Origin of the sequence: Klebsiella sp. JB_Kp031, from assembly GCF_040064295.1 — a bacterium.
Lineage (GTDB): Bacteria > Pseudomonadota > Gammaproteobacteria > Enterobacterales > Enterobacteriaceae > Klebsiella > Klebsiella quasipneumoniae.
Genome location: NZ_JBEAJW010000038.1, coordinates 141,570 through 165,227 on the forward strand (window position 1 = coordinate 141,570; position 23,658 = coordinate 165,227).

The following is a 23,658-nucleotide window of genomic DNA, read 5'->3' on the forward strand; positions in this document are numbered from 1 at the left end:
CCTGACAGGGATAGCCTATCATCACTTAGCTGAATATTAAGATTTATTTACCATTTTTTGCAAAGTGAACAGTGTTATCTACTGGCAAAAAGGCAGCGTTCAGAGCGCAACAGAGGCGCTGGCGGGCCGCCAGACGCCTGCCGGAGAAGCTATTCAGTACGGCTATTTTTCGCCTCCTCAATAAACTCTTCATCGATTTCATCGGTGTTGCCAGCATGTTCCCGTCCCGACAGCAAATTCCAGCAGGCGATAAACAAGGCGGCGATCAGTGGCCCGATCACGAATCCATTGATACCGTAGATCTCCATGCCGCCTAAAGTGGCGATCAGGATCAGGTAGTCCGGCATCTTGGTATCCTTGCCCACCAGCAGCGGACGCAGAATATTGTCCACCAGACCAATCACAACGACAAAGAAGCCCACGATAAAGGCGCCCTGCCACAACTGGCCGGTAGCAAAAAGGTAAATAGCCGCCGGCACCCAGATAATGGCCGAGCCCACCGCCGGGATAAGCGACAGGAACGCCATCAGCGCCCCCCAGAGAATGCTGCCGTCCAGACCGGCGATCCAGAAGGCTAAGCCGCCCAGCGCCCCCTGCGCCAGCGCCACGGCGACGGTGCCTTTTACCGTGGCGCGGGCCACTGCGGCGAACTTAGCGAACAGGTGCTGCTTCACATAGCTGGATAACGGCAGAGATTCGAGGATCAACAGCACCAGGTAAGGTCCATCCTTCAGCAGGAAAAACAGTAGGTACAGCATGATGCCGAAGCTGACGGTAAAGCCAAAGGTCCCTTTGCCAATCAGAAACGCGCTGCCGGCCAGATACTGGCCACCTTTCAGGGCGACATCGGAGAGCTGCTGCTGGATCTGCTGCGCGCTATCAAGGTTATGTTCTGCCAGGAAGCTTCTGGCCCAGCCGGGGAGGTGGGCAATCAGGCTGGCGACCACCGTCGGGAACTGGGTATCGTTATGCTGCAGTTTGCTGTACACCACGTTCAGCTCGTAGGCCAGTGACGACAGGATAATCGCCAGCGGCGTAAACACGATAAGGCAGATAATGACGATGGTCATCAGCGCCGCGAGGCCATTACGCTCGCCGAGGCGGGTGCGAATTTTGTTTTTGACCGGATTAAAAATCACCGCGAGGATCGCGGCCCAGAGAATGGCGGAATAGTAGGGTGAGAGAACATCAAAAAAGGCCAGGGTTACAATGAAGACGATAAGGATGAAAAATCCTTTGGTAAGTCCATTAACTCTCATGTCATCCGCTCCTGCTTATGAGTCATACGGTCGAATAATAGATGCTACGACGTAATTTACCATCAGGATAGTCGTACTCTATACGCTGTGGCGCGGAAAGGGCACAAATTCAACGAGGTGGGGGACGGGCGTAAAAGAGAGACATAAAAAAACCAGCCTTAAAAGGCTGGTTTCTCTGGGATTTTTGGTCGGCACGAGAGGATTTGAACCTCCGACCCCCGACACCCCATGACGGTGCGCTACCAGGCTGCGCTACGTGCCGACGCGTGGGGAACAATATTACCCGTTCCCCAGGCGAATGCAAGCGGGTCGCGCGCGATTGATTCATAATTAATCAATCAGTTAGCGATAAAGCGTTTTTCGTCGGTCAGGACCTGCAGCAACAGGCTGAGCTGCGGTTTCTGATCTTTGATTTTCTCGCCGTCGCGGCTCCAGGTGGTGTAGGTGCCGTTATGGTTGAGGACCACGGTGATGGTCGGGGTGGTAATGGCCAGCGTATCGCCGTTGGCCGCGGTGACCCAGTTCCGACGCCGCGCGGCGCTGAACAGATCTTCACCCTGCGAATACTCATTGGCCGGCGTCGAAACGTGAAGCAGGCGCTGCATCAGCGTGGTCATCACATCTTTGTTATCGGTCAGGGTGGCAATTTCCTGGGCCGGCGTGCCCGGCCAGTGAATAACCAGCGGCACCTGCAGCTGCTCGCGCGACCAGTCGAATGAGTCGTGTTTGACGTTAAGCGGCTTGCCGTGGCCGCCGGTGATAATCACCACCGTATTATCGAGCTTGCCGGCTTCGCGCAGCGCGGTCAGCACCCGATCGATCTGGGCATCAACGTCGCCTGCCGCCTTGCTATAACGGCGGACAAAGTTCTGCTGCTGCGTGTCGTCGAGAGTGGTGCCATTCAGCGAGATCCACGAGAACCAGCGATTCTCATCCTGCGCGTAACGGTCCAGCCAACTGATCCACTGATTGGCGGTCTGTTCGTCGCTCTGGGTCTTCGCGCTCGGCAGCGAGAAGTCGGAGAGCAGCGCCTGGCGATACAGCGGGCTGCTAAACCCATCGGAAGAGAACAGCCCCAGCTGGTAGCCCTGCTGGTTGAGGGCGGTGATCAGCGCTGCGGGAATACGCGCCGAGAGGACACCGTCCATATAGGCTGGCGAAATGCCGTAGAACAGGCCAAACAGGCCGCTGTCGGCGGTATTGCCCGAGCTCATATGCTGGGTAAAGTTGACGTTTTCTTTGGCAAATGCCGCCAGCGCCGGCATCATCTTTTCAAACCGCGAGTAGTTCAGGTTGTCGACGGTGATCAGCAACACGTTATAGCCCGCGCCGAGGTCGCGGTAGCGCAGGTTACTGAGCGGATACTGGACCGATACCGCCTCCGGCGCCCCTTGTTCCACCAGGCGACGCTGATAATCCTGGGCGTCGAGCAGGCCATGTTTCTCAAGGAAACGACGGGCGGTCATCGGATAGGAAAGCGGTAGATTCGCTCGCTGCATGGTGATCGGGCGATAGAAGTTGGCATCCGCCCAGATATAGACCAGGTGGCTGCTGACGAACGACAAAAAGAAGAACCAGGCGACCGGGCGGGCGTAATGGCGGCGGCGCGTCAGGCTGCGCAGCTTTTGCCAGCTCCAGGTGGCGAAGAGCATTTCAATCAAAAAGATGACCGGGACGCTGATAAACATCAGCTGCCAGTCGCGCGCCATCTCATTCTGGTCAGGGTTGATGACCAGCTCCCAGACCACCGGATTTAAATGAAGATGGAAGCGGGTAAAGACCTCGCTGTCTATCAGCAACAGCGTCATCCCGGCGGTGGCAAGGATCACCGACAGGAAGCGCATCAGGCGCTGCGAGACCACGATAAAGGTCAACGGAAAGAGGATCAGCACATAGCTGGTAAACACCAGGAAGCTGAAGTGCCCGACGAGACTGACGTACGAAAAGAGTCGTCCGGCAAGCGTCGTCGGCCAGTCGGCGACAAAAAGGTAGCGGCTGCCGAGCACCATGGCCAACAACATGTTGAACAGGGCGAACCAGTGCCCCCAGCTAACCATCTGGGAGACTTTTTCTCGGTAGGGCTGACGTAGAGTCACCATATACTGTTGCTGTTATCCTTAATGCGCTGGATCGTCGTTAATCGAAGATTGCAAAGCCTGCGCGAAAGAACGGGCGATGGCCTGACGCTGCGCCGGCGCGACGCTACTGTTGATCAGGTTGGTCACCATATTGCCTAACACCATCAGTGAAAGGTCAACCGGGGCTTTGTGTGATTCCAGGACGTTCGTCAGCTCGCTGAGCAACTGTTCGACCTGTTGATCGCTATAGCGGGAAATTTGCGGCATAAACTCAAAATCTGTTTGTTCGTGAAAGGGCAACATATTACCGTAGCAGCAGCTTTTTTTCCGCATTTTTTCGCCGCGGCGCAAAAGCGCATCGATTGTCAGTCATGACGTCGAAATGTGTGGCGCCAGTTGCGTCGGCTACCCGGCGGTGGTTGAATACCGCCCGGTCTAAAAGGAGAGTTTAACATGAGTCTGGATATCGACCAGATTGCCCTGCATCAGTTAATCAAACGTGATGAACAAAATCTGGAGCTGGTGCTGCGCGAGTCACTGCTGGAGCCGAACGCGACGGTCGTCGAGATGATGGCTGAACTGCACCGGGTTTATAGCGCCAAAAGCAAAGCCTATGGGCTGTTCAATGAAGAGAGCGAACTGGCGCAGGCGCTGCGCCTGCAGCGTCAGGGCGAAGAGGAGTTTCTGGCGTTCAGCCGCGCGGCGACCGGCCGCCTACGCGATGAGCTGGCGAAATACCCGTTCGCCGAAGGAGGCATTGTCCTCTTCTGTCAGTATCGTTACCTGGCGGTCGAGTATCTGCTGGTGGCGGTGCTCAATAACCTGAGCAGTATGCGCGTCAACGAAGAGCTGGATATCCGCTCGACCCATTATCTGGATATTAACCATGCCGATATCGTCGCGCGCATCGATCTGACTGAGTGGGAAACCAACCCGGAGTCGACCCGCTACTTAACCTTCCTGAAAGGGCGGGTGGGGCGCAAAGTGGCCGATTTCTTTATGGATTTCCTCGGGGCCAGCGAAGGCCTCAACGCCAAAGCGCAGAACCGCGGCCTGCTGCAGGCGGTGGACGACTTCGCCGCCGACGCGCAGCTTGATAAATCCGAGCGACAGAATGTGCGTCAGCAGGTCTATGCGTACTGCAACGAACAGCTGCAGGCCGGGGAAGAGATTGAGCTGGAATCGCTGTCCAAAGAGCTGGCCGGCGTCAGCGAAAAGAGCTTCCAGGAATTCACCGCCGAACAGGGTTACGAACTGGAAGAGAGCTTCCCGGCGGATCGCAGCACCTTACGTCAGCTGACCAAGTTTGCCGGCAGCGGCGGCGGTTTAACCATTAACTTCGACGCGATGCTGCTGGGCGAACGCGTATTCTGGGATCCCGCCACCGATACTCTGACCATTAAGGGCACCCCGCCGAACCTGCGCGACCAGCTGCAGCGCCGGACCTCCGGCGGCAACTAAGCGCCGCGCCCCGTTCAGCGCGACCGCTGAACGGGGACGATCTCCACGCCGCGCTGCACCAGCTGCTGGCGCAGCGCGGCGTCGGGATCCCCATCGACGATAAGCGTACTGGCGAGGTTCAGCTCGCCGATGGCAAAGGCCGACGCAGCGTTGAGCTTTTCCCGGGAGGCCATCACCACGGTTTCCGCGGCCCTGGCCGCCAGCGCGCGCTTGATGCCTGCCTCTTCATAATCACCGGTGGTAAAACCCGCTCGCGGGTGGACGCCGGTCACCCCCATAAAGAACACATCGGCGTTGATCCGCGCCATTCCTTCCAGCGTTTCGGGGCCGACGGCGACAACTGAATGCTTAAACACTTTGCCGCCAAGCAGGATCACCTCGATTCGCGGGTGATCGACCAGCGCCACGGCGATGCCGGGGCTGTGGGTGACCACCGTGCAGCTGAGGTCGGCGGGTAAGAAGCCGATCATCGCCGCGGTGGTGGTGCCGCCATCGACAATCACCACCTGTCCAGGCTGGATCAGGGCGGCGGCGGCGCGCGCTACCGCCTGCTTGGAGGCGATTTGCACGCTTTTGCGTGTTTCAATAGGGGCGATGGCAGCGGAGACCGGCAGCGCCCCGCCGTGGACCCGCTGCAGTTTTCCTTCCGCCGCCAGCTCGCGCAGGTCGCGGCGAATGGAGTCCTCTGAGACGTTAAACCGCTGGCTCAGCTCCCCGGACATCACCTGTTTTTCCTCCGCAAGAATCTGCAGGATTTGCTGTTTTCGTTGACTGGCGAGCATGATTTTTCCTTCACGAGTGATCTTGTTTGTGCACGATTATGCATGTTATGGTGCCTGCTGTCATCTTAAAGGGGATATAACATGCAAACTCATGCACCGCACGTCCGCCACATTCGCGAGACGCTGCTCTCTGATAACTGGTACACGCTGAAAAAATATACCTTTGAACTGCAGCGCCGGGATGGACGCTGGCAGGAGCAGAGCCGCGAGGCCTACGATCGCGGCAACGGCGCGGTCATTTTACTCTACAACCGGGAAAAGCGAACGGTGGTCCTGACTCGTCAGTTCCGTTTTCCGGTGTTTACTCACGGTCACGACGGATATCTCATTGAAGCGGCGGCCGGGCTGTTGGATAACGCCTCGCCGGAGGCGAGGATCGTTGCCGAAGCGGAAGAGGAGACCGGCTTTCGGGTGACGCGCATCGAACCCGTCTTCACCGTCTTTATGAGCCCCGGATCTGTCACCGAAAAACTCTACTTTTTTATCGCCGAATATCAGGCCGATGACCGGCAGGGAGAGGGCGGCGGGCTGGCGGCGGAAGGTGAGGACATTGAAGTGCTGGAGTGGCCGCTGGCGCGGGCGCTGCAGGCCATTCGCGATGGCGAGATCATGGATGCCAAAACCATTATCCTGCTGCAGCACCTTGCGCTGAATGCCGACTCGCTCCTCGCCGGCTGAGCGGCAAGGAGCGGGGGGGTTAACGCAGCTCGCGGGCAATGGCGCTGTACATCAGCGCCGCTTCCAGCGGCTGGGCGTTAAAGGAGGGTTCCGCCTGCGGCCAGGTCGACCACTGGACGATCACCAGGTGTTCCGCGCGGTTCACCATGATCACCTGGCCGTAGATACCCAGCGCCCACAGCGAGTCCTTCAGCCCTTCCTGCGGCGTCGGCTGGACGTTTTGCGCATTCGCCGGAATGGCGTTATTCCACCACTGATAGCCGTAGATACCTTCCGGATGCGCCGCCGAGACCGAGTTCAGCGCTGTGGTCCAGCTTGCGGCCTGATCGAACCAGCCCGCAGGCACCAGCTGTTTGCCGTTGCTTAACCGACCATCGCGGGCGACGAATTCGCCGAAGCGGCCCCAGTCTTCGAGGGTGGCGTTAAAGCCGTGGGCGCCAACATCATGCTTCCCTTGCTGATAAGCATGCCATACGCCGTCGTGGGCCATCCCGGCGGGCTGCCACAGCGACTGCTCAAGCCAGGCGGCCAGCGACATGCCGGTGGCGCGCTCCAGGATATCGCCCAGCAGCCAGGCGCCGCCGGAAGAGTAGGACCACTGCTCCCCCGCCGGATGCTGGCGCGCCAGGCCGGTGACGATCTTGCGCACGCAGGCATAGGCCCCGGGCTGCGCCTCGCACTGGGTCAGGCGGGCGAAGTGCGACTGCGGGTCGGTGTAGTCTTCATTCCATTCCACACCGCTGGTGTGCTGCATCAACTGCTTCAGCGTCACGCCGTCCCAGGCGGTGCCTTTCAGTTCGGGCTCATAAACGGTAATCAGATCATCGAGGGAGTGGATCTTACCCTGCTGAATGGCGATACCCACCAGCGTCGAGACCACCGATTTTCCCACCGAGCGTGAGGTCCACAGGGTGGTATCGGTGTTGCCGTCGCCAAGATATTTCCAGGCGACTTTGCCGTCTTTCAGCACCAGCATACCGCTGACGTTCTCGCGCTTCAGGTAATCCTGCAGGGTCCAGGTGTGGCCGTTAAGGGTATAGCGGGCATCGGTCAATTGTTTTTCAGCGCGTTCCAGCGGCACTGAGGCGCCGTGGCGGAAGACATCCCCGGCATAGTTGCGATAGTCATTGCGAAAGCCAATCACGCGTGAAGTCTGATCCCAGCTGAGCATGTCTTTGGCCGCGGGTAGCGTTTGATCGTAAGGCGTTGGGCAGACATCCAGCGTCAGGCCGCCGCAGTTTTGCGCCATTGCCGCCGCCGGCAGCGCCGCCAGGATTAACGCCAGGGCCAGTGGTTTTCTTATCATCTTCCTTTCCTCGTTTGCCATAGATTCGCTGCGCAGTATATAAATCGGCGCGCGCCGGCTAAAATCAGCACAGGGGGGATTTTCCCCCGTAAGGGAGAGAAGGATGAAAACCCTGCAATATTCTTTCGCGCAGATTGAAGCATTCGCCACCATCGCCGAGACCGGCAGCCTGTCGCGGGCGGCCATTCGGTTAGGTAAAGACCGAACCACGCTGCGCGATCTGCTGGACTATCTGGAAGACGCGCTGGGTTACCATCTGTTCAGCCGGGAAGGGCGTACCCTGACCTTAACCGGCGAAGGCGAGCAGCTTTTTCGTCAGGCGCATCTGCTGTTGCGCCAGGCGCAGGCTTTCGAGTCTTTTGCGCAAACGCTGCCGCAAACCACCGGACAGGCGCTGCGTCTGGTGTACGATCCCTTTATCCCACGTGATTTTCTCTGCGCGCTGGCCGATACGCTGGCCCGGCGGCAGATCCGCCTGAGCTGCTGGAGCGCCTCGCGGCGCGAAGCCGAGCAGGCGCTGAGCGATGGCGTGGCGGATATGGCGCTGTGCCAGGCTAACAACCGCACGCTGGGGAGCGAAATGGAGTGGCGGGCGCTCGGCACCGTGGATCTGCGTTTCTACGCGGCGGACAGCCTGTTCCACGACGCTCCGCGGCCGCTGACGCTATTGAATCTTTCGTTGACGCCGCAGTTAGTGATGCACCGGCGCAGTGACGATCAGATTGCCCGCCGGCTGCAGATCTCCGGCCATACGCTGTATATGAACGAAATTACTCTGCTGCGCCATGCGCTGGAGCAGGGGAGGGGCTGGGGGTTTTTACCGGACCATTTGCGGCCAGGCGAGTGGCAGGGAGTCAGTGAAATCGCGACGGAGGTCGGCAGTCAGGGGCTGAACGTCACCATGGTGATGCTCTGGCTGCCCGGAATGAATAAGCACCGGCTGCTGAGCGACATCGTGGACGAGGCGCCGGAGCTTTGGCGGCGCGGATAACAAAACGCCCCGGAGCCGAAGACCCCGGGGCGCTTGCCATACAACTTGCTATCGGCGATTACGCGCGAACGAAGTCGATGTGAGTCAGTTTCGGCTTGAACGCGTGGCGCTGAACAGCCTGAACTTTGACTTTTTCTTCTTTGCCATCAACCACGACGGTCAGAACTTCGCCGTAAAACTCAGCTTTGTCCTGCATGTTCCAAACTTTGTCGTGGTCCAGTTCGATAGCAACCGGAGCAGCTTCGCCACCGTAGATGATTGCCGGGAACTTGTTAGCTGCGCGCAGGCGGCGGCTCGCACCCTTACCCTGCTCTTTACGTACTTCTGCGTTGATAGTAAACATTGATGTCTCTCTATATATAAAGCCTGCTACAGGCGACCCAGCAACAGGCGGATTATCTGCTTTGCGAATGCAAAAGCGGGCGGCATTATAGCCGCCAAACGACACCCGGGCAATCAAAACCTCAGCTTTCGGGTGATTAACGCAGCTCGTTGGCGCGGCGAAAACGCCCCTGATAATCGAACACTTTTTCCCGCACCTGCCAGTACTGGCCTTTCATGCGGGCGACGACAAAGTCCGGATGGCGCAGCAGCGCCTGCTGGGCCACGATATCCGCCGGCGTTATCCAGCGCAGCGGCACCCCGGGGGTGCGGGTATGCGGGCGAATAAATAGTTGTTCGAAGGCGGTGCGCTGGGCGGGCGTCTGCAGACGGAAGCGCTCACTGACGTCGGCGCCGTCTTCATCGTAGTAGGTGATTTTCAGCCACGGGCCTTTCTCGTCGCCGCCGTGCTGCAGGGCCATGCCGCTGCAGCGTAGCACCAGCGCGTCCTTCAGCTTCAGCGCCGCCTTCAGCATATCGTCCGGGTCAACCAGAATGGTGTCGCACTCCCTGCAGCGGCGGGCGGCGATATCGTTTTCCGCGTTGCACTGCGGACAGTTTTTGAAGCGAAAGCGGAAGTCGCACTGTTCGCGGTGGCCGTCGTCATCTTCGAACCACCCCTGGCAGCGGCGGCCAAAGTGTTCAATCAAGGTGCCGTCGGCGGTGGTTTTGCCCCAGAAGGTATTGGCGAAGCCGCAGGCCGGGCAGAAGACCTGCACCGGCACGTTGTCGCTTTTACCCTTCGGCGTTCCCACTTCCGGGGCGTACAGGTCGTGCGGGTTGCCGGCGTAGTCGAGGATCAGGCAGTCGGTTTTTCCCGGTGCCAGGCGCAGGCCGCGGCCAACGATCTGTTGGTAAAGACTCACCGACTCGGTGGGGCGGAGGATGGCGATCAGGTCGACGTGCGGGGCGTCGAAGCCGGTGGTCAGCACCGCGACGTTCACCAGATAGCGATACTCCTGCGCTTTAAACGCCTCGATGATGCGATCCCGTTCCGGACCCGGGGTTTCCCCGGTGATCAGCGCCGCCTGGCCTGCCGGCAGCAGGCCGGTCACTTCCCGGGCGTGCTCCACGGTGGCGGCGAAGATCATCACCCCTTTGCGGCTTTCGGCGAACTCCACGATCTGGCTGACGATATGTGGGGTGATACGCTGCTGTTTTTTCAGCTCATGGTTAAGATCGGCTTCGCTGAACAGGCCGTTGCTTTGCGCCTGCAGGCGACTGAAGTCGTACTGCACCACCGGCATATCGAGGCGCTCCGGCGGCGTCAGGTAGCCGTGCTTAATCATATAGCGCAGCGGTAGCTCATAGATGCAGTCGCGGAACAGGGCCTTTTCATCGCCGCGCACCATCCCGTGGTAGTGGAACTGATAGATCCAGCCCTTGCCAAGGCGGAACGGAGTGGCCGTCAGGCCGAGCAGCCGGATCTGCGGATTGACCTGCCGCAGGTGACCGATGATCTGCTGATACTGGCTGTCGTCATCATCGCTGATGCGGTGGCATTCATCGATGATGAGTAGCGAAAATTCGCTGCGAAACTGGTCGAGATTGCGCGCCACCGACTGTACGCTGCCGAACACCACTTTGCCGTGGCTCTCTTTTCGCTGCAGACCGGCGGCAAAGATATCCGCCTCAAGTCCAAGGGCGCAGTATTTGGCATGATTCTGCGCCACCAGCTCTTTGACGTGGGCCAGCACCAGCACGCGGCCGCGGGCCAGGCGGGCAAGCTCGGCGATCACCAGGCTTTTGCCCGCGCCGGTGGGCAGGACAATCGCCGCCGGCTCGGTATGGCGACGGAACCAGGCGAGGGTGGCATCGACGGCTTCTTGTTGGTAAGGACGTAATGTAAAAGTCATGAATTCACGGGGCTAATTAACTCGCGAATAGTATGCCATGAATCTTTTCCCTTGAGTGGTGTTAAGAGCCCGTTATACTAGCCAGTGAAATTCTTCTTTTTCGGGCGATTTGCCCGCTCCAGCACTTTGACAGGCTAAAAAAATCTCATGCGACTTGATAAGTTTATCGCTCAGCAGCTTGGCGTCAGCCGGGCTATTGCCGGGCGTGAAATCCGCGGCAGCCGCGTTACCGTGGACGGCGACATTGTAAAAGATGCTTCCTTTAAGCTTCAGCCGGAGCACGAGGTGGAGTATGACGGAAACACGCTGACCCAGCAGAACGGCCCGCGCTATTTTATGCTCAACAAGCCGCAAGGGTACGTCTGTTCCACCGACGATCCCGATCATCCGACTATCCTTTATTTCCTCGACGAGCCGGTGGCGCATAAGCTGCACGCCGCCGGACGGCTGGATATCGACACCACCGGACTGGTGCTGATGACCGATGACGGCCAGTGGTCGCACCGCATTACCTCGCCACGCCACCATTGTGAAAAAACCTATCTGGTGGCGCTGGAAAGCCCGCTGGCGGAAGGGACCGCGGAGCTGTTCGCCAAAGGGGTCCAGCTGCATAACGAAAAAGATCTCACCAAACCGGCGGTGCTGGAAGTGATCACTCCGACCGAAGTGCGCCTCACCATCAGCGAAGGCCGCTACCATCAGGTGAAACGCATGTTCGCCGCCGTGGGTAACCACGTGGTTGGCCTGCATCGGGAACGCATCGGCGACATCCAGCTGGATGAATCGCTGGCGCCGGGTGAATATCGTCCGCTGACGGAAGCGGAAATTGCCAGCGTGGGCGCCCCGCAGCCACGGAGTAAAACGTGACGCTGAAGCAGAATTCTTCACTGGGGATTGTGTTTATCCTTGGCCTGCTGGCCATGCTGATGCCGCTGTCGATCGATATGTACCTCCCGGCCCTGCCGGTGATCGCTGCCCAGTACCACGTGCCGGACGGCAGCGCGCAGATGACCCTCAGCACCTATATCCTCGGCTTTGCGTTGGGTCAGCTGCTGTACGGTCCGATGGCTGACAGCCTCGGCCGCAAGCCGGTGATCCTCGGCGGAACGCTGGTCTTCGCGGCGGCGGCGGTGGCCTGCGCCCTGTCGCAGACCATCGAGATGCTGATCGCCATGCGCTTCTTCCACGGTCTGGCGGCCGCGGCGGCCAGCGTGGTGATTAACGCCCTGATGCGCGACATCTATCCGAAAGATGAGTTTTCGCGGATGATGTCGTTTGTCATGCTGGTGACGACCATTGCGCCGCTGGTGGCGCCGATGGTCGGCGGGGCGGTGCTGGTCTGGTTCAGCTGGCATGCCATTTTCTGGATCCTCGCCCTGGTGGCCCTGCTGGCGTCGCTGATGATCGGCCTGTTTATCCGCGAAACGCTACCGGCTGAAAGGCGTCAGCCGTTCCACCTGCGCACCACGCTGGGTAACTTTGCCACCCTGTTCCGCCATAAGCGGGTCCTGAGCTATATGCTGGCGAGCGGCTTTAGCTTCGCGGGCATGTTCTCTTTCCTTAGCGCCGGGCCTTTCGTCTATATCAATATTAACCACGTTGCGCCTCAGCACTTTGGCTACTATTTTGCGCTGAACATTGTCTTTTTGTTCCTGATGACCATGTTCAACAGCCGGTTTGTGCGGCGGGTAGGGGCGTTGCGCATGTTCCGCGCCGGGCTGTGGATCCAGTTTGCCATGGCGGTGTGGATGGTGGTTTGCGCGCTGCTCGACGTCGGTTTCTGGTCGCTGGTGATCGGCGTGGCGGCCTTCGTTGGCTGCGTATCGATGGTGTCGTCTAACGCTATGGCGGTGATCCTCGATGAGTTTCCGCATATGGCGGGCACCGCTTCGTCGCTGGCGGGGACTTTCCGCTTTGGTATCGGGGCGATTATCGGCGCGCTGCTGTCGATGGCGACCTTTACCACCGCCTGGCCGATGCTGATCTCTATCGCCTTCTGCGCCACCAGCTCTATTTTCTTCTCGCTTTACGCTTCCCGCCGGCGAAAAATCGCACGCTAGGTCACATTTTCAGGGGCGAAATCGCCCCTTTCTTGATGCATGTCAACCGCAATGGGCTTCAGGGTTCTGTGATTTGTTTCCTTTATGTAAAATCAATTAGTGTAAAAAGTCGCATTGTTGCGATAAAAAAGTTGTTTTGGATCACAGAAACGGGTACATATAGCGCCAATCGGCTTACAGGGTTAAAAAATAACACGCTGGAATATAAGCGCTTAACCCTGGTCCGACGCGGCTGTAAACGTTTTCTGCGTCTGAGCAGGACTATTTGTCAACAGTGTGTTAATATTGATGTAAATTTATTGTGAAGCCTTTTGCTTCCGGGGAAACCACGTGAATACACAACAACTCTCTATCGTACACCGTCTGCCGCAGAGCTATCGCTGGCTGGCCGGTTTTGCGGGTTCCAGAGTTGAACCGATTCCGCAAAACGGCGCGCAGAACGAAAACAGTCTCGTCGCCCTGAAACTGCTGAGTCCGGACGGTGAAAAAGCCTGGCCGGTGATGCATAAGCTCAGCCAGGCGTTAAGCGACATCGAAGTCGACTGTTCCGTTCTTGAGTGCGAAGGCGAACCCTGCCTGTTCGTTAATCTGCAGGATGAGTTTGCCGCCACCTGTCGTCTGAAAAATTTTGGCGTGGCGATCGCCGAGCCCTTCTCCGGCAATAACCCTTTCTGACCGTCAGCTTAGCGCCAGCAGCTGGCGGGTATACTCATGCCTGGGCGCGCTGAAGACGGACTGGCACTCGCCCTGTTCAACCACCACTCCCTGCCGCAGCACCATCACCTGGTGACATAGCGCGCGCACCACGCCTAAATCATGGCTGATAAAAATATAGGCCAGCTGATGCTTCAGCTGTAATGCTTTCAACAGATTCAGGATCTGCGCCTGAACGGTTTTATCCAGCGAGGAAGTCGGCTCGTCGAGGACGATCAGCTGCGGCTTGACGATTAACGCTCTGGCGATGGCGATACGCTGGCGCTGGCCGCCGGAGAATGCCGCCGGGTAGCGCTGGCGGCTGGCCGGATCGAGCCCGACCTCCTGCATGGCAAAAATTACCGCCTGTTCGCGTTCGACTGCCGTCAGCGTCGGCTGGTGGACGCGCAATCCTTCTTCAATAATCTGCTGCGCCGTCAGGCGCGGATTGAGCGACGAGTTCGGATCCTGAAAAACCACCTGCATTTGTCGGCGCAGCGGCAGCAGCTGTCGACGGTTACGCCCCTGAATCGGCTGACCGGTAAAGGTTATCCTGCCCTCGGATGAGATCAGGCGCAGCAGCGCCAGACCGGTGGTGCTTTTCCCCGATCCCGATTCGCCCACCAGCCCCAGCGTCTCGCCGGCGCGCAGCTGAAAACTGAGGCTGTTGACCACCCGATGGTGATCGACAACCCGGCGCAGGATCCCTTTGCGAACAGGAAATGCCACGTTTAAATCGTCCACCTGCAGCAGCACCGGGGCATCGACGGCCAACGGCACCGGCTCACCGTCCGGTTCGCTATCCAGCAGGCGTTGGGTGTAGGGATGAGCCGGCGCGCTGAACAGCGCCCGACAGTGATTGTGCTCCACGCAGCGGCCGTTCTGCATTACCGCCACCCGGTCAGCCAGCTGGCGGACGATGCTCAGGTTATGGGTAATAAACAGCATCCCCATGTTCAGCTCCCGCTTCAGCTCGCGCAGCAGCTGCAGAATTTGCGCCTGCACTGACACATCGAGGGCGGTGGTCGGCTCGTCGGCGATCAGCAGCTCAGGGCGCGTCAGCAGCGCCATGGCGATCATCACCCGCTGGCGCTCGCCGCCGGAGAGCTGGTGCGGATAGTCCGCCAGCCGCCGCGGCGCCTGACGGATCCCGACGCGCTCCAGGCAGTCGAGGATCTCCCCGCGCGCCGCCTCTTTGCGCATTCCCCGGTGTAACGACAGCACCTCGTAGAGCTGTTTTTCCAGGGTGTGCAGGGGATTGAGCGACACCATCGGCTCCTGAAAGATCATCGCGATCCGGTTGCCGCGCACGCCGCGCAGGGTCGCCTCATCAGCATGCAGCAGCGACTGGCCATGAAAACGGATATCGCCGCTGGGGTAGCTTGCCGGCGGGGTAGGGAGCAGCCGCAGCACCGACAGGGCGGAGATGCTCTTACCGGAGCCGGATTCACCCACCAGGGCCAGCGTTTCGCCGACCGCCACTTCGAGCGACAGATTATGCACAACGGGCTGCGTCTCGCCCTGCTGGCGAAAGGCGATAGAGAGATTGTCGATAGCTAACAGCGGGTGGGTCATATTACACCGCCTTACTGGGGTCAAAGGCGTCGCGAACCGCTTCACCGATGAAAATCAGCAGCGTCAGCAGCACGGCGACGGAAAGAAACGCGGCAATACCCAGCCAGGGCGCCTGCAGGTTGTTTTTGCCCTGCAGGAGCAGCTCGCCGAGTGAGGGCGAGCCAAGCGGCAGGCCGAAGCCGAGAAAATCCAGCGACGTCAGGGTGGTAATAGAGCTGCAGAGAATAAAAGGCAGGAAGGTAAGGGTCGCCACCATCGCGTTGGGCAGCATATGCCGCAGGATGATCTGCCGGTCGCTGACCCCTAACGCCTGCGCCGCCCGGATGTAGTCGTAGTTGCGGGTGCGGAGAAATTCAGCGCGCACCACGCCCACCAGCGTCATCCAGCCAAACAGGACGGTGATCGCCAACAGCCACCAGAAGCCCGGCTGCACCACGCTGGAGAGCAGAATGATCAGAAACAGCGTCGGCATGCCGGACCAGACTTCGATAAAACGCTGCCCCCAGAGGTCGATTTTACCGCCGTAATAACCCTGGATCGCCCCGGCCAGCACCCCCAGCACGCTAGAGAACAGCGTCAGCAGCAGGCCAAAGAGTACCGAGATGCGCGTCCCATAGAGGATCCGCGCCAGCACATCGCCGCCGTTGGCGTCGGTGCCGAGCCAGTTGCTGGCCGAGGGCGGCGAGGGAAAAGGAACCGTGCTGGCAAAATTGATCGTCGTCGCGCCGAAGCGCACCGGCGGCCAAAGCGCCCAGCCGTGGCTGGCCAGCTGGTGCTGCAGCCACGGATCCTTATAGTCAGCGGCGGTGGCGAATGCGCCGCCGAAGGTCTGCTCGGTGTAGTTTTTTAATACCGGGACGTACAGCTGGCCCTGGTACTGCACCAGCAGCGGCCGATCGTTAGCCAGCAGCTCAGCCCCCAGGCTGCAGAGGAAGAGAATTAAAAACAGCCACAGCGACCAGTAACCGCGACGGTTGTGGCGAAAGCGCGCCCAGCGGGCCTGATTAACGGGACTGAAGAACGACATTAGCGGCCCTCAAAATCAATACGCGGGTCGACCAGCGTATAGCTGATATCGCTGACGATATTAAGCAGCAGGCCGATCAGGGTGAAAATATAGAGCGTCCCGAACATCACCGGATAGTCGCGGGAGACCGTCGCTTCATAGCCCAGCAGCCCCAGACCATTCAACGAGAACATCACTTCGATCAGCAGCGAGCCGGTAAAGAACATACTGATAAAGGTGGCCGGGAAACCAGCGATCACCAGCAGCATGGCGTTGCGGAACACGTGTCCCCAGAGGATCTGTTTCTCCCCGACCCCTTTGGCGCGGGCGGTAACCACATACTGTTTGCGGATCTCGTCGAGGAAGCTGTTTTTGGTCAGCATGGTCAGGGCGGCGAAGCCGCCGATCACCGTCGCCAGCACCGGCAGGGTGATGTGCCACAGATAGTCGAGGATCTTTTCATACCACGGCAGGGTGTCGAAGTTTGGCGAGACCAGACCGCGCAGCGGGAAGAGGTCGAAATAGCTGCCGCCGGCAAAAATCACGATCAGCAGGATGGCGAACAGAAAGGCGGGGATCGCATAGCCAATGATAATCAGCGTACTGCTCCAGATGTCAAAGCGGCTGCCGTTGCTGACGGCTTTGCGGATGCCCAGCGGAATGGAGACCAGATAGATGATCAGCGTGCTCCACAGCCCGAGGCTCACCGAGACCGGCAGGCTGTCTTTAATCAGCTGCAGCACGGAGGCGCTGCGAAACAGGCTGTCGCCAAAATCAAAGCGCAGATAATCGCCCAGCATCTTCAGGTAGCGCTCGTGCAGCGGTTTGTCGAAGCCGTAGCGGTGGGTGATCTCGGCGATGACTTCCGGATCGAGGCCGCGCCCGCCGCGATAGTGCCCCTCGCTGATATTGCCGGCGCCGGTGCGGGCATGGCTGGCGCCCATCCCGCCGTCGCCGGCGCCTGGCATTCCGCCGTGCTGACCAAATTCGATGGCGGCGATGGCCTGGTCGACCGGGCCGCCGGGGGCGATCTGCACAATAAAAAAGTTAATGGTGATGATGGCCCACAGGGTGGGGATCACTAACAGCAAACGGCGGATCAGGTAACTGCCCATGGTATGTCCTTAGCGTCTGTCCGCGGGGAGGGTGGCCGCTTTGTTCACGTCATACCACCAGGTATCAAGGCCGGACGAATAAATGGGGCGGGTTTTCGGGAACGAGAATTTATTCCACCACGCGGTGCGGTCCTGCGCCATATACCACATCGGCAACATATAGTGGTTCCAGGTGAGGACGCGGTCCAGCGCCCGGCCGAGCGGGATCAGCTTCTGCTTATTACCCTGCCACTGCAGGATCTGCGCAATCAGTTTATCTACCACCGGACTCTGCACCCCCGGCGCGTTGTAGCTGGAGTGAATATAGTCTGACGCCCAGGAGATTTGCAGGTCGGTCCCCGGCCAGGGCATGGCACGCCACAGGCTTGGCATCATGTCGTAATCGCGGCTGCGGCGGCGGTTGCTGTACTGCGAGTTATCCACCTGACGAATATCCATGACGATCCCCAGGCGCTGCAGGTTGTGCTGGAACGGCAGCACCCAGCGGTCATTGCTTCCGGCCGGCATCAGCAGCTCAAAGCGCAGCGGCTTACCGGTGGCGGCGTTAACCCGGCGCTGGTTCTTCACCGTCCAGCCTGCCGCGTTGAGCAGGGCGTCGGCTTTGAGTAAGTTGGCGCGGTCAAAGCCATCGCCGCGGGAGACCGGCGGCTGGTAAACCTGGCTGAAGAGCTCGGGGGGCAGTTCGTTTTTCATCGGCGTCAGCAGGGCCAGTTCGGCCGCGTCGGGCAGGCTGCGGGCGGCATATTCGGTGTTCTGGAAATAGCTATTGGCGCGCTGATAGGCGCTGTAGAACAGCGCTTTGTTCATCCATTCAAAATCAAACGCCAGGGTAATAGCCTCCCGCACCCGGCGATCGGCGAATACCGGGCGCTGGATATTGAACGCCAGCCACTGGGTATCCTGCGCCGAGGTGTTGGCATACTCCTCTTTGATGATGTAGCCGCGGCTGAAGTTGCGGCCAACGTAGCGGGTAGCCCAGTTTTTGGCGACCGTCTCTTCCCGGCGGTCAACGGCCCCGGCTTTAAAGGCTTCAAAAGCGACGTTGTCGTCAAGATAATAGTCATAGCGCAGCGTATCGAAGTTCCAGCGACCGCGGTTGACCGGCAGGTCGGCCGCCCAGTAGTCGGCGACCCGGGAATAGGTAATATACTGTCCCATCCGCCAGGCGCTGATGCGATAGGGTCCGCTGGCCAGCGGCGGCTTTGACAGCGGGTCGCTAAGTTTGTGATGGCGCCAGAACGCCTCGGGCATCACCGGTAGGCTCAGCAGGCTCAGCATATTCTCTTTACCGGGCTGGCCGAGGTCGATACGCACAGTCAACGGCGCGATGGCCTTCACGGTGGTGCCTTTATAAAAGAGGCGGAACTGCGGCACCCCTTCGGTCATAAACTTCTTGAAGGTAAAAGCGACATCCTGGGCGGTGATTGGCGTGCCGTCGTGAAAACGGGCGCGGGGGTTGAGAGCGATCTCCATCCATGAATAGTCCCCGGCGTAGCGCGCCCGCTCGGCAATCAGCGGATAATAGCTCCCGGGCTCATCATCCGAAGTGGTGAACAGGGGATCGTAGAGCGCCTCAGTTCGTACCGCGGGATTGCCGCGCAGCGCATAGCGGTTGAAGTTGTCGAAGGTGCCGATTGCCGCCAGGGTGAGGGTACCGCCTTTCGGCGCCTGTGGATTGACATAATCAAAATGGCTGAAACCGGCGGCGTACTTGGGCTCGCCGATAATCGCGAAGGCGACGCTTTCCTGAATGGATTGCGCGTTAGCGCTCAGGCTAAACAGAGCAAGCAGAAGCAGAAAAAGTCGCGCATACATAGGCGGCAGAATACCCCGTCATAGCCGGCCCCCATGGCCGACTTCTGTTCCCGCATCATAAGTGAGACTTAACGCGTTGTGAAATAGTTCGCGGGTTCATCGTGGGCGGCCACCAGCGCCGCCAGCGACAGCGGCCGGCTGATCCAGTACCCCTGCAGGAAATGAACCCCCTGAGCGCGGAGCCACTCCGCCTGCTCCTGGGTCTCCACCCCTTCGGCGATGGTCATTAATTTCAGCCGGCGGCTGAGGGTCAGCACCGCATCCAGCACCGGCGAGGTAACAGTTTCTGTGCCAATCGCCTGCACAAAGCCGCGATCGATCTTCAGATAGTCGAAGTTATAGCGCTCAAGATAGATCAGCGCGCTATGCCCGGTGCCAAAATCATCAATCGCGATTTCGAATCCCTGGCGGTGGAGCCAGGCGAAGTTAGCCATCGATTTTTCTTTATCAATCATCGCCCGCTCGGTCACCTCCAGCACCACGTGAAAATGGCCGGCGGGCAGGGCGGCGGTGAAGCGCAGCATATCGTCGCGGAAGCTGTCGGCCTGCAGATGCGCAGGGGAAATATTCAGCCCCAGCTTGACGCCGCGCGGCAGAATACGCTGCAGCGCCGGCGCGTCGCGGGCGATCAGCGCCAGCAGGTGATCGGTCAGCGGCACGATCATCTGCTGGGTTTCCGCGAGGTTAATAAAGATGTCAGGCGGGATTTCGCCCACCACCGGATGGCGCCAGCGCATCAGAACCTCCACGCCCATGATCCGCAAGGTCTGAGCATTCACCACCGGCTGATAGACGATGTAGAACTGGTTGTTTTTGATCCCCAGGAGAATGGATTTTCGCGGATCGGATTTGATCGTCAGCACGTAATAGCAGAGCAGCCCCGCCAGCAGGCCGCACACCACCCCGAGCAGCAGAGCAAACTGCGTATTTTCCGCCAGCCAGCTGTTGGCATACAGGTAGACCTTCAGCGGTAAACCCTCGATCTGTGTCTGGCGGATCGGCGCGTCATGCAGCGTTTGCGGATCCACCAGCCGGTTACTGAAGGTGGAGATGGCGGTGTGATCGATGGCCAGCGCAATGCCGCTGAAATCATTCTGCCGTGCAGAATAGAGGATATACGGTGTGAGATTGGCGTTAATCGACACGAAAATGCCGCTGTTTTTATCACCAGGTTTTCCTACCCACAACGCCAGCGCCGCGCTCTTCGGCATCATCGGCGTGCCCGGCAAAATGGCCATATCAAGGGGTTTGCGGATATCAATGGCCGGGATCAGCTGGGTGAGGGGGGTATCCATGGCGCCGGTTGCCGAGGAGCAAAAGGCCACGCCGTTTTTGACCAGCAGAAAGGCGCGGACGTTAGGGCTGAAAGCGGCATGGGAGGTGAGCCCGGAGTCAATATTCTCGCAGGGCTGGTCCACCAGCGGCTGCAGGCCGTTGATGGTCTGCCGCAGGTCGTGAAAGTAGCTCTTCAGATAGGTATTAACGTTGTTGATAATGGCGTCGAAACGCTCCGCCCGGTTATGGTAAATCACCATAAACTGAATGCTGCCGGCCAGTAGCGCGACGATAACTCCCACGCACAAGCTGGTTATCCAGGTTTTACGCTGGGGCGAAAAGTAGCGAGTCAGCATAGCTATAGTCTTTCCGTGTTATTGATGCGCAGCAACGGGTTGTCAGTCGTCGTTTTTCTCATTCCCACTTAAAAGACATAGCTTATTTTGCGTCGTTCAGAATCAGGTGGCAAAAAAAAACACTGCCGGGGCAGTGTTTTTTATCCCGCTTCCAGCCAAGGGATAACCGGCGGCGGTAGAGGACAGTTTACGAGCGGCTCAGGACTCGACGCGCTTCGTTGTAGCGCTTTTTCCAGTATGGCTCATCCATGCTGGAGATAGTCACCCCGCTGCTGGTAGAGGCGTGAACAAACTGGTTGTTGCCGAGGTAGATCCCTACATGGCGGCCGGTAGAACCGGCACGGAACAGAACCAGATCGCCGGTACGCAGCTGGGTACGGGAAATCGATTTTCCGGTTTCCTGCTGTTCAGAAGTTGAACGCGGCAGTTCCAGACCAAATTGTTCGCGGAAGGTGCGCTGCACGAACGCCGAGCAGTCGATACCTTTGCGGGTGCTGCCGCCGAGGCGGTAACGCACGCCTTTCCAGCTGGCATACTGATCCATTAAACGGGACTTCACGTCCAGGTTACGGACCATCGTTTCAAATTCATCCTGAGAGGCTTGCAGTGATGATAAATCGCCACTACCCACAGCATGCGTCTCAGAATGCATATTCCTGGCGGTACTTGTTGAACTACACGCGGAAAGCAGAACCGCTACTGCAATCGCGGGGGCTACCCGCAAGATGTATCTCAAAATCGGCTGAGATTTGACCATGCTGTTTATTTTCCCTTGTTGTCCTTAACGACAATGTCGTTATAAAAAATGCCAAACGTGTTAGAGCCTAAATACCCATCCGCAATGAGACAATTCCTTAAGCTTAAATTTGTGCAGTCACGCACAATTTTATTCACGCCTTGAATTAATGTTGCGGAAAAGGCAAAACGAGAACGAGATTACCCTATCAAACGCCGCATGGCGAGCGGTTTTGCGCGATTTCTTATAAGTATTTTGGTGACAAAAAGTGAATCATCGGGAAAGGCCAAAATAGCGACAATATCGGGCAAAAAACAGACAATTCCTTCATTTGTCACGGGATTAATGTGACAAGAAGATGAACGTGATGTAGAAAAAAAGGACAATTGAAAAAAAGGGACCCAAAAGGTCCCCTTATAGATAATGAGTCTGGCGACTGCCGGAGACATTATTTGGCTGATATTCCACCGGGTAAGTAGCGATCGAAAAAGGCGATCAGTTTATCGCTCAGGGGAGTCATCAATACCCAGGGCGCGCCAATCAGCACGGCGGTCAGCGAGCCGACGGCAATATCGCTGAACCAGTGGGCGCCAATCATCACCCGCGGGAAAGCAAAGACCACAAATATCACCAGCGCCACAGCCAGCGCGCGGCGACCAAAATAGCGCCACATAAAGCTCGCGAAGATCAGCAGCATCATCCCATGATCGCCGGGGAAGCTGTCCTTGGAAGCATCCTTAGTGGGGAAGTTAACGACGTCGCTGACGCGGGTCACATCGCTGAAAAACAGCGACGGGCTGGCGCGCTGAACCGGCATCAGGTGCTGCGCCAGCTGGTTGATGATCACCGCCGCCAGCAGCATCACCAGGCCCATAATGGCGATCTGACGACGGCCTGCCGCCGGCGCCTTGAGCCAGTAGCTAAGCATCAGGCACCCCATCGCCAGCAGCGAGCAGGCGTCGAAGGCGCGATTGTTGATGATCGCCAGCAGCCAGGCGTAAGCGCGGCTGACGCTGACGCCATGGTTAAAGAAATGGAAGATCGCGGAGTCAACAGGCGCCCACGCGCCGTGGTTGGCTGGCAGATACCAGGAGCAAAATAGCGCCACACCCGCGATGTTTAGCAGCAAGATTAAAGGAATTCGGTTTTTCATCATAGCCATTGCGATTTTGTGACAGTCGGCGGCAACCTTAGCCGCCTTAACTTAAACGAAGCCTCAACAATGAGGTCTGGAGCGCATTCCAGTCGGCTTCATTAGCGGAGATAAGCTCGATGCGGCTATCGGGCGGGGCGACGCTGAGGGTCTCGATATGCAGATCCTCACCCTGGCGGTTGATCCGCACCGCCCCTTCGGCAATGCGCAGCACACCTTTGACGCGCGCCACCGGCGCCAGCCGGGCCCACTCCAGCAGGGCGATGGTGTCAAAGACCGTTTCCGCGTCGAAGATCCAACCGCAGGCCTGATAGCCCTGGCCGCTGTTAAGGTGGCGGCGCCAGCGCTGGTGTTCCGCCAGGCTAAGGGCGGCGAGACCGGCTGTTGGAGGATGGCGATGGGCGTGCTCCGCGCTCGCCGGCAGTGGGGCGGTGTTGCGCCGGGGTTCATCAAGCAGGGCGAGGTCGATATTCCCCTGGATCGCCGACACCTGGCGGCGCTCGCCACCCCAGCGTTGCCACCAGTCGGCAAACGCCTGAGCGCTTTCGGGCGTTTCCCGATCGCTTTTATTGGCCACGATGATATCCGCCGCCGCCAGCTGGTCGCGAAAGTTGTCGTTGTTGACCGCTTTCTCGTCCAGTAACTGACGCGGATCGAGGATGCACAGGGTCGCGCGCAGATCGATCCAGGGTTCATACACCGCCGCGGTGAGAATATCGAGGATCTGCTTTGGATGGCCAAGTCCGGTAGGTTCGATCAACAGACGATCGGGTTTCCCCTGGCGCAGCAGGGTGTTCAGCCCGACCTGCATTGGCAGGCCATTGACACAGCACATGCAGCCGCCGGGGATCTCTTTGAGCAGGGCGCCGCTGTCGGCCAGCAGCGCGCCGTCTATCCCGACTTCGCCAAACTCGTTAACCAGTACGGCCCATTTTTCATCCGCAGGCTTCTGCGCCAGCAGATGAAGAATCGAGGTCGTCTTACCGCTGCCGAGAAAGCCGGTGATCAAATTGGTTCTGGTCACTCTTTTCTCCAGGATAAATGTAATGTTGTAACAGTTATGCCTATCCTGACGAAAAAAG

General features: G+C 58.7%; 21 protein-coding genes and 1 tRNA gene. 6 read left to right on the plus strand and 16 right to left on the minus strand.

Annotated features, from left to right (window positions below; genetic code table 11):
- Nucleotides 1-149: 149 nt before the first annotated feature.
- The 4 genes from ABLV64_RS17900 to ABLV64_RS17915 all read right to left on the minus strand — a co-directional run bounded on the left by ABLV64_RS17900 (nucleotide 150) and on the right by ABLV64_RS17915 (nucleotide 3,604).
- On the minus strand, nucleotides 150-1,259 hold the full coding sequence (locus ABLV64_RS17900) for an AI-2E family transporter (protein WP_004201670.1): 1,110 nt from the start codon (nucleotides 1,257-1,259) through the stop codon (nucleotides 150-152).
- A 185-nt stretch (nucleotides 1,260-1,444) separates the two neighbouring features.
- A tRNA-Pro gene (locus tag ABLV64_RS17905) sits at nucleotides 1,445-1,521 on the minus strand.
- Nucleotides 1,522-1,597: 76 nt separating this feature from the next.
- The gene (gene yejM, locus ABLV64_RS17910) at nucleotides 1,598-3,358 is read right to left on the minus strand and encodes an LPS biosynthesis-modulating metalloenzyme YejM (protein WP_348843027.1); all 1,761 of its coding nucleotides are present in this window, start codon (nucleotides 3,356-3,358) and stop codon (nucleotides 1,598-1,600) included.
- A gap of 18 nt (nucleotides 3,359-3,376) precedes the next feature.
- Nucleotides 3,377-3,604 carry a YejL family protein gene (locus ABLV64_RS17915; RefSeq protein ID WP_004195346.1) on the minus strand — a complete coding sequence of 76 codons (228 nt, stop codon included), beginning with the start codon at nucleotides 3,602-3,604 and terminating at the stop codon, nucleotides 3,377-3,379.
- A 186-nt stretch (nucleotides 3,605-3,790) separates the two neighbouring features.
- Between ABLV64_RS17915 and yejK the strand changes: the two genes are divergently transcribed.
- Nucleotides 3,791-4,798 carry a nucleoid-associated protein YejK gene (gene yejK / locus ABLV64_RS17920; protein WP_004144267.1) on the plus strand — a complete coding sequence of 336 codons (1,008 nt, stop codon included), beginning with the start codon at nucleotides 3,791-3,793 and terminating at the stop codon, nucleotides 4,796-4,798.
- 14 nt (nucleotides 4,799-4,812) lie between these two features.
- Here yejK and ABLV64_RS17925 read toward each other — a convergent pair whose 3' ends face one another.
- Nucleotides 4,813-5,580 (minus strand): DeoR/GlpR family DNA-binding transcription regulator, encoded by a 768-nt coding sequence (locus ABLV64_RS17925; protein WP_004201668.1) that lies wholly within the window; start codon nucleotides 5,578-5,580, stop codon nucleotides 4,813-4,815.
- Between the two features lie 81 nt (nucleotides 5,581-5,661).
- On the opposite strand from ABLV64_RS17925, the gene ABLV64_RS17930 reads away from it, so the two are divergent.
- Complete coding sequence (locus ABLV64_RS17930; protein WP_004201667.1) at nucleotides 5,662-6,258, plus strand: NUDIX domain-containing protein; 597 nt, start codon at nucleotides 5,662-5,664, stop codon at nucleotides 6,256-6,258.
- A gap of 19 nt (nucleotides 6,259-6,277) precedes the next feature.
- Here ABLV64_RS17930 and ABLV64_RS17935 read toward each other — a convergent pair whose 3' ends face one another.
- Complete coding sequence (locus ABLV64_RS17935) at nucleotides 6,278-7,564, minus strand: serine hydrolase (protein ID WP_085845924.1); 1,287 nt, start codon at nucleotides 7,562-7,564, stop codon at nucleotides 6,278-6,280.
- Nucleotides 7,565-7,667: 103 nt separating this feature from the next.
- Here ABLV64_RS17935 and ABLV64_RS17940 point away from each other — a divergent pair, with 103 nt between their 5' ends.
- Nucleotides 7,668-8,555, plus strand: coding sequence for a LysR family transcriptional regulator (locus tag ABLV64_RS17940; RefSeq protein ID WP_217324772.1), 888 nt, complete (start codon nucleotides 7,668-7,670; stop codon nucleotides 8,553-8,555).
- 58 nt (nucleotides 8,556-8,613) lie between these two features.
- On the opposite strand, the gene rplY is transcribed toward ABLV64_RS17940, so the two are convergent.
- Both rplY and ABLV64_RS17950 read right to left on the minus strand, forming a co-directional pair.
- Nucleotides 8,614-8,898, minus strand: coding sequence for a 50S ribosomal protein L25 (gene rplY / locus ABLV64_RS17945; RefSeq protein ID WP_004201664.1), 285 nt, complete (start codon nucleotides 8,896-8,898; stop codon nucleotides 8,614-8,616).
- A gap of 136 nt (nucleotides 8,899-9,034) precedes the next feature.
- On the minus strand, nucleotides 9,035-10,792 hold the full coding sequence (locus ABLV64_RS17950; RefSeq protein WP_065878339.1) for a DEAD/DEAH box helicase: 1,758 nt from the start codon (nucleotides 10,790-10,792) through the stop codon (nucleotides 9,035-9,037).
- 147 nt (nucleotides 10,793-10,939) lie between these two features.
- Here ABLV64_RS17950 and rsuA point away from each other — a divergent pair, with 147 nt between their 5' ends.
- The 3 genes from rsuA to ABLV64_RS17965 all read left to right on the plus strand — a co-directional run bounded on the left by rsuA (nucleotide 10,940) and on the right by ABLV64_RS17965 (nucleotide 13,527).
- Nucleotides 10,940-11,659, plus strand: a complete 720-nt coding sequence (gene rsuA, locus ABLV64_RS17955; RefSeq protein WP_064178377.1) for a 16S rRNA pseudouridine(516) synthase RsuA — start codon at nucleotides 10,940-10,942, stop codon at nucleotides 11,657-11,659.
- Nucleotides 11,656-12,852 (plus strand): Bcr/CflA family multidrug efflux MFS transporter, encoded by a 1,197-nt coding sequence (locus ABLV64_RS17960; RefSeq protein WP_004201661.1) that lies wholly within the window; start codon nucleotides 11,656-11,658, stop codon nucleotides 12,850-12,852. Before rsuA ends, ABLV64_RS17960 begins: the two co-directional genes overlap by 4 nt.
- Nucleotides 12,853-13,182: 330 nt before the next feature.
- Nucleotides 13,183-13,527, plus strand: a complete 345-nt coding sequence (locus tag ABLV64_RS17965; RefSeq protein WP_002912974.1) for a YejG family protein — start codon at nucleotides 13,183-13,185, stop codon at nucleotides 13,525-13,527.
- 3 nt (nucleotides 13,528-13,530) lie between these two features.
- Here ABLV64_RS17965 and yejF read toward each other — a convergent pair whose 3' ends face one another.
- The 8 genes from yejF to ABLV64_RS18005 all read right to left on the minus strand — a co-directional run bounded on the left by yejF (nucleotide 13,531) and on the right by ABLV64_RS18005 (nucleotide 23,600).
- On the minus strand, nucleotides 13,531-15,120 hold the full coding sequence (yejF, locus tag ABLV64_RS17970) for a microcin C ABC transporter ATP-binding protein YejF (RefSeq protein WP_348843024.1): 1,590 nt from the start codon (nucleotides 15,118-15,120) through the stop codon (nucleotides 13,531-13,533).
- 1 nt (nucleotide 15,121) lies between these two features.
- On the minus strand, nucleotides 15,122-16,147 hold the full coding sequence (locus tag ABLV64_RS17975; protein ID WP_348843023.1) for a microcin C ABC transporter permease: 1,026 nt from the start codon (nucleotides 16,145-16,147) through the stop codon (nucleotides 15,122-15,124).
- Nucleotides 16,147-17,241, minus strand: coding sequence for a microcin C ABC transporter permease YejB (locus tag ABLV64_RS17980; RefSeq protein WP_004201658.1), 1,095 nt, complete (start codon nucleotides 17,239-17,241; stop codon nucleotides 16,147-16,149). The genes ABLV64_RS17975 and ABLV64_RS17980 overlap by 1 nt, the downstream gene beginning before the upstream one ends.
- A 9-nt stretch (nucleotides 17,242-17,250) precedes the next feature.
- Nucleotides 17,251-19,056 carry an extracellular solute-binding protein gene (locus ABLV64_RS17985; RefSeq protein ID WP_048295217.1) on the minus strand — a complete coding sequence of 602 codons (1,806 nt, stop codon included), beginning with the start codon at nucleotides 19,054-19,056 and terminating at the stop codon, nucleotides 17,251-17,253.
- Between the two features lie 68 nt (nucleotides 19,057-19,124).
- The gene (locus ABLV64_RS17990) at nucleotides 19,125-20,687 is read right to left on the minus strand and encodes a cyclic di-GMP phosphodiesterase (protein ID WP_080828030.1); all 1,563 of its coding nucleotides are present in this window, start codon (nucleotides 20,685-20,687) and stop codon (nucleotides 19,125-19,127) included.
- A 187-nt stretch (nucleotides 20,688-20,874) separates the two neighbouring features.
- Nucleotides 20,875-21,444, minus strand: a complete 570-nt coding sequence (gene mepS / locus ABLV64_RS17995) for a bifunctional murein DD-endopeptidase/murein LD-carboxypeptidase (protein ID WP_004201653.1) — start codon at nucleotides 21,442-21,444, stop codon at nucleotides 20,875-20,877.
- Nucleotides 21,445-21,871: 427 nt separating this feature from the next.
- A complete protein-coding gene (locus ABLV64_RS18000; protein ID WP_004201651.1) occupies nucleotides 21,872-22,585 on the minus strand; it encodes a phosphatase PAP2 family protein in 714 nt (237 codons plus the stop codon).
- Between the two features lie 37 nt (nucleotides 22,586-22,622).
- Entirely contained in the window at nucleotides 22,623-23,600 is a 978-nt protein-coding gene (locus ABLV64_RS18005; protein WP_004201650.1) for a GTP-binding protein, read from the minus strand.
- Nucleotides 23,601-23,658: the final 58 nt, after the last annotated feature.